Consider the following 6,000-nt stretch of genomic DNA (forward strand, 5'->3'; position numbering starts at 1 on the left):
CTTGGCGGCGCGCCATCGTAAATCGGGTCGCCAGCCCCCATATAGGTAGTACCGATGCCAGGCATCCCGGTCCGACATGGACGAGGAGTTGGCGCCGGCCAATCAAAGGATCGATGATATGTCCTTCAAGGACCTGACCGCCAGGGCTGCGGCCGCAATGAAGCCGAAGCCCGCGGAGACCGCGAAGACCCCAGCCAAGGAGAACGAGTCGAAGGCCGCCGGCGAGGATGCGCTAGCGAAATCCAAGACATCTTGAGACGTTCACAGGCCACGCGCCCCATTCTTAACTGGGGCGCGGACCACCCGCAGCAACAAGGGAGAGGATCACGCCAATGGAAGAACTGACGAGCAAGACCGTTGCGGTTTTTTCCCGACCGTTCACCGTTCCAGGCTTTGACGAGACGCTCCCGGCGGGAGAGTACGAGATCGAAACGGAGTTGGTTTCACCCCCAGATCAACAGAATCCTGCAGCCTGGAAAGCCTCAGTCCTGGTGAAACTTCATCCCCGGACATCGCATCCGGGGCTTGCGCGGTCTCTGACCCTTTCCCTTGCCGATCTGGACTATGCCCGCGCCAGGGACAAGCTGACGGGCAGAGCGTTGTCCGACTTCTTCCTTGAGGAAATGCTGGCTGATCCAATGGTGCGCCTCGTGATGGAGGCCGACGGGGTCTCCGAGGCGCACCTGCGACATCTCTATTCCGGGTCTGGGACGTCCGATCCAAACCTGGCTGCGCCGCCTTCGAAGACGACCGCCCGAGGAGCGCGGGACGAAGAGTCGATCCGGACCGCCGAAAACGAAGGCATGCCTTCACGACGGGACTCGCCGCCGTCCTTGCGCACCCGTCTGGCTGCGGGGAAAACGTGATGGCGGACGAGGCCATCGCCGAAGGTGACGTACCGGACATCGCGACCCCAAGGGCCGTGGGTGATGTTCCGCAAGAACGCCGATGCCTGCGATGCGAAACCTCGTTCTGGAGCGAAGGCTTCGGAGAACGAATTTGTCGGCGCTGCAAGGGGTTGAACGCCTGGCGGAACGCCGTTCCCGTCAGCCCCGGTGCATCCCGGCGCCGCTGATGCCCATCGGTGCCCGCGCCGTCTTCCCAGTACCGTACTGGACCCGTCATTTTGGCCATCTAGACATCGCTCGCACCACGACCTACCGAAGGTCTCTGCCACGGCCAACTCCCTCGCAGGAAAGCCTGTGCTGGCAATTGTTGGGAAGAAGGTAAAGTAGACAGCCTTCTGCGCCGCGATTGCTGAAAAGCGCGTTTGAGCGAAATATAGTTCAACAGCCCATTGCAGAGTTCTGTCGGGATGGCCACTTTTGATACATTGGCACTCAGGTGTGGCGAGTGCTAATGTGTCCCTACGCATGCCACCCCTACCCGGAAATCCCGAAAAGGAGCATTTCCATGATGTTTACACCCCTACATGACCGTGTCTTGGTCCGCCGTATTGAAGGCGACGAAAAGACCTCGGGCGGCCTGATCATCCCTGACAATGCAAAAGAAAAACCGCAGGAAGGCGAAGTCGTATCCGTCGGTGCCGGTGCAAAAGACGACGCAGGCGCACGTATCGCAATGGACGTCAAAGCTGGCGACAAAATTCTGTTCGGCAAATGGTCGGGCACTGAAATTAAGATTGATAGCGAAGAGCTGATGATCATGAAGGAGAGCGACATCTTAGGCATTATGGCCTGAACGACGCGTCCCCTTTCACACATCTTTCATTTAGGAATACCGACATGTCTGCAAAAGACGTCAAATTCGGCACGGACTCCCGTGACCGCATGCTCAAGGGCATCAATACGCTCGCCAACGCCGTCAAGGTCACGCTTGGCCCCAAGGGCCGTAACGTGGTTCTCGACAAGTCCTATGGCGCGCCGCGCATCACCAAGGACGGTGTTACGGTCGCCAAGGAAATCGAACTCTCGGATGCGTTCGAGAACATGGGCGCACAGCTCGTCAAAGATGTTGCATCGCGCACAAATGACGAGGCTGGCGACGGCACGACCACCGCAACTGTACTGGCGCAAGCAATTGTCAAAGAAGGTATGAAATCAGTCGCAGCGGGCATGAACCCGATGGACCTCAAACGCGGTATCGACAAAGCGGTCACCGCCGTTGTTGCCGAGGTCAAGGCAATGTCGCGGCCAGTGGGCGATACGGCCGAGATCGCCAAGGTCGGCACTATCTCCGCAAACGGTGAGGCTGCTATCGGTCAACAGATCGCGGACGCGATGGCCAAGGTCGGCAACGAAGGTGTTATCACTGTAGAAGAAAACAAGGGCCTGGAGACAGAAACCGAAGTTGTCGAGGGTATGCAGTTTGATCGCGGCTATCTTAGCCCGTATTTCATCACAGATACCGCCAAGATGACGGCGACCCTGGAGGACTGTGTCATCCTCCTGCACGAGAAGAAACTGACGTCTCTGGCCCCCATGGTGCCCTTGCTTGAAGCTGTCATGCAGGCGAACAAGCAACTCTTGGTGATGGCCGAGGACATTGATGGCGAAGCGCTCGCAACCCTTGTGGTGAACAAGCTGCGCGGTGGCCTGAAAGTGGCCGGTGTCAAAGCGCCTGGTTTTGGGGATCGCCGCAAAGCGATGCTGGAAGATCTTGCCGTCTTGACGGGCGGACAGGTGATCTCCGAAGAACTGGGTATCAAGCTCGAAAATGTCACGATGGACATGCTTGGCGATGCCAAAAAGATCACAATCACCAAGGACACTACAACTGTGATCGACGGCGCAGGCGACAAAGAAGCTATCGCTTCGCGTGTCACTCAAATCCGTGCACAGATCGAAGAGACCACCTCGGACTACGACAAGGAAAAACTGCAGGAGCGGCTGGCCAAACTGGCGGGCGGCGTTGCGGTGATCAAAGTTGGTGGTGCGACCGAGATCGAAGTGAAAGAGCGCAAGGATCGTGTTGATGACGCCTTGAACGCAACTCGTGCGGCTGTCCAGGAAGGCGTCGTACCAGGCGGTGGCGTCGCACTTGTCCATGCGGGCAAGGTTCTGGAAGGGCTCAAAGGAGACAACGCGGATCAGGATGCGGGTATCAAGATCATCCGCAAAGCGCTTCAGGCACCGTTGCGCCAGATCGCTGAAAACGCCGGTGTTGATGGCTCGGTCGTTGCTGGAAAAGTACTTGAAAACCCCAGCAAGACGTTCGGCTATGATGCGCAGCTGGACCACTACGACGACATGTTGAAAGCCGGTGTCATTGATCCGACCAAGGTCGTTCGGATCGCGCTTGAATATGCGGCATCGGTTGCAGGCCTGCTCGTTACCACCGAAGCGATGGTGGCTGACAAACCTGTCAAGTCCGGTGGCCACAGTATGCACGACATGGAAAGCATGGGTGGTATGGGGGGCATGATGTAGAAGCGCACTTTTGCTCGCGGCATCGGAACCAATCTTTATGAGCCGCGAGCGGCATATTTCTGAAGACGGCTCGCACCAAGGACCCGACTTTTTGCCAGTCGCTCTGCCCCTCGAAGCAACCGTATCTGATGGCTCCGCTTTCTAACATCAAATCGCTCCAAGCTGATCTGTGTAAGCGTCAAAAACTGGAATGTAAGTTAGCTTTAGGATACTCGCTGAAAATTCAGCAGGAAGTGTGTTTCCGAGTTTCTCAGCGGCGCGCAAGGGGCAGTTCCCTTGAAAGAAACTCTTTTTTCGCGCGCCTCTTTTCCCTCGGAATGCCCAAGAAAGGACACTCCAATGAAACTCGATACAGATACCATCTCGGAAAGGATGAAGTCCGTTAAGGCCAGCTGCGGAGGCGCGCCCTTCGGTGAAAAAAGAACGCAGGCGTGGAGACACTACAACGCTGCTGAAGCCGCGCACAAAGCAAACGACGACATCAAGACGAAATACGAACTCGACGCTGCCAGGGAAGCCCTTGCGTAAAAAATAATGGCCGCGTGAAAAAGCGGGCCACGTTGCGCAAATGCAGAATGCAATGCACCGGGACCTGAATCGCAATCCATAATGGATTGCCTTATTTGATAGGAAAAAACGTGAAAAATGTAACACTGGTAGCTGCTCTCGCGAGTTCCATCGCGTTCTCTGCCAATGCGATGCCCGCCGAAATTGATACCGATGGCGACGGCATGGCATCCCTCGCTGAACTTCAGGTTTCATATCCTGAACTTACCGAGGAAATGTTCGGCGACATCGACACAAATGGTGATGGTTTCGTCGACGACGAGGAAATGGCTATCGCCGTTGAGCTTGGCAACCTCGCGGATCCTGAAACCGACTCCTGAAACCAAAGGTTGGAGTATGCGCTATGCAAAATCGTGAAGCTTTCAGATGGACCTTCACCGCCTCGGGGCTCTGGCTGATGTTGTCGCCATTCATGCTTCTCGGCGGCCAATCAGCTCTTAGTAATGCCGTCATTGGCGATGCAGGACTGCTCATTCTCTCGGGTCTTCTGGCTTTGACCGTAGCGGGTTACGGCCACAACAAACATTTCCTGGTCCAGACCTACCTGGGAGTTTCCTACGGTTTGATTTTGGTAGCGGCGCCTTGGCTGTTCGGCTTTACCGAACCTGTGACCGCCTGGAATGCCGGCGTCGTCGGAACGGCTTTGGTTCTGGCGGGCCTTTATGTGGTGTTTCAGAAAATGCCGAAACACCACGCATAGTGAAGACACTGTGTGGGGCGGAAAACGCCCCACACTTCTAATCGTTGTCCTTGCCAATACTACTCACCCTGCATCTCTTCCGGAGATGGCTATTGGCCATTGACCGCGCGTCGAACGCTTCGCGACTTATGGAGGATCGGCCCGACTGTCTTTCTGAACTATGGTTGTGGCCAATGGAGATATGCAACTTGTGTGCAATCCAAGGAAGGTCCGCAAAGCGCACGAAAGCAGCCTCCTGCGCAAACGGAGCGAACTCACCCCTTGTCCCGCGATGTGTACTTTGGCCAAGGCACAAGTGGAGGTCCGCTTTAGCCATATAATGAACATAAACTTCCTTATGCGACAGTATACTTAATGTTGCCAAAGTATATTTTTGTATGTATGCTGACCCTATCACAGAGAGCCCTCAGCATGCGTCATCTACTCAAGAAGCTCCTCCCCTCGGTCGCAGTCGCTTTGACTGTGACAAGTACGTCGCTGCCGTTGCCCGTCCGCGCGCAGACATACCCGATCGATTGCGCGATCCTCCTATGCCTGTCTGGCGGCTGGCCTGCTTCCGTGCCATGCGCGAGGGCTCGAGCCGAATTCATCCGACGCATTACGCCGTGGCCAGTGGAACCGCCGCTCCAAATCTGGCGCTGTCCAATGGGTGCGTCCTATGAGACCGCTCCAGCACCAAACAGTGTAAACCGCATCTTTGAAGCGTTCTTACAGAACAACCGCACTGGACCACGGCAGTCTATTCCAGCGCGCGATACCGTTGAACCGATTGTGGCTGCTTGGCGCACTCCTGAAGCTACAGACTATCTTGTTCCAGCCGACCAGGCCCTCCGGCTCATTCAAGATCGCGCGGACATCGATATCAGCGGACCTGAGTTCAACTTCGTACGATCCATCAGAGTCTTTGATGTGCGGTATGCGCGACAACACGAGTCCGGACGTGACGGCGACTGCAACCGTAGCGCCACCGTGGTCCTCGGCACATACGGAACCCAAGGCGATTTCGCTTGGCAGAGGTCTTCCATGACCGCCCTACCCTCCGCCCATATCGGCCTCGAACGCTGGGGCCAGAATTGCCCCAGCATCTATCACCGTTCGGTCTTCGTCGACTGGCGTGACTACGAGGGCAACTACGGCTTTGAGCAGGTGAACTACTAGCGGCAACAAAGACAGCATTGGCATTCATCCGTGTCGGCCGAAGTGCTCGGGGCTACTCAATCACCGGTCGTTCGCTGCTTTTGATGCCAAGGTCAGCTGAGCGGGACGAAGACTATCTTGTTCCAGCCGACCAGGCCCTCCGGCTCATTCAAGATCGCGCGGACATCGATATCAGCGGACCTGAGT

General features: G+C 56.4%; 9 protein-coding genes. All 9 read left to right on the plus strand.

Annotated features, from left to right (window positions below):
• Positions 1-76 precede the first annotated feature (76 nt).
• The 9 genes from AC2FIT_RS14635 (at position 77) to AC2FIT_RS14675 (ending at position 5,814) form a co-directional block, all read left to right on the plus strand.
• Positions 77-256 (plus strand): hypothetical protein, encoded by a 180-nt coding sequence (locus AC2FIT_RS14635; protein ID WP_496830629.1) that lies wholly within the window; start codon positions 77-79, stop codon positions 254-256.
• Positions 257-332: 76 nt separating this feature from the next.
• On the plus strand, positions 333-866 hold the full coding sequence (locus AC2FIT_RS14640) for a hypothetical protein (protein ID WP_496830631.1): 534 nt from the start codon (positions 333-335) through the stop codon (positions 864-866).
• Positions 866-1,075 (plus strand): hypothetical protein, encoded by a 210-nt coding sequence (locus AC2FIT_RS14645; RefSeq protein WP_496830633.1) that lies wholly within the window; start codon positions 866-868, stop codon positions 1,073-1,075. The genes AC2FIT_RS14640 and AC2FIT_RS14645 overlap by 1 nt, the downstream gene beginning before the upstream one ends.
• Before the next feature lie 338 nt (positions 1,076-1,413).
• Positions 1,414-1,701 (plus strand): co-chaperone GroES, encoded by a 288-nt coding sequence (locus tag AC2FIT_RS14650; RefSeq protein ID WP_496830635.1) that lies wholly within the window; start codon positions 1,414-1,416, stop codon positions 1,699-1,701.
• A 44-nt stretch (positions 1,702-1,745) separates the two neighbouring features.
• Positions 1,746-3,389, plus strand: coding sequence for a chaperonin GroEL (gene groL / locus AC2FIT_RS14655; RefSeq protein ID WP_496830637.1), 1,644 nt, complete (start codon positions 1,746-1,748; stop codon positions 3,387-3,389).
• Between the two features lie 339 nt (positions 3,390-3,728).
• The gene (locus AC2FIT_RS14660; RefSeq protein WP_496830639.1) at positions 3,729-3,917 is read left to right on the plus strand and encodes a hypothetical protein; all 189 of its coding nucleotides are present in this window, start codon (positions 3,729-3,731) and stop codon (positions 3,915-3,917) included.
• 110 nt (positions 3,918-4,027) lie between these two features.
• Positions 4,028-4,276 carry an EF-hand domain-containing protein gene (locus AC2FIT_RS14665; protein ID WP_347534570.1) on the plus strand — a complete coding sequence of 83 codons (249 nt, stop codon included), beginning with the start codon at positions 4,028-4,030 and terminating at the stop codon, positions 4,274-4,276.
• A 23-nt stretch (positions 4,277-4,299) separates the two neighbouring features.
• Complete coding sequence (locus tag AC2FIT_RS14670) at positions 4,300-4,656, plus strand: SPW repeat domain-containing protein (protein ID WP_496830641.1); 357 nt, start codon at positions 4,300-4,302, stop codon at positions 4,654-4,656.
• 411 nt (positions 4,657-5,067) lie between these two features.
• Positions 5,068-5,814: a hypothetical protein gene (locus AC2FIT_RS14675; protein WP_496830643.1), complete on the plus strand. Its 747-nt coding sequence runs from the start codon at positions 5,068-5,070 to the stop codon at positions 5,812-5,814.
• The last annotated feature ends 186 nt before the right edge of the window (positions 5,815-6,000 follow it).

This window comes from Ruegeria sp. YTSA135 (assembly GCF_059610165.1).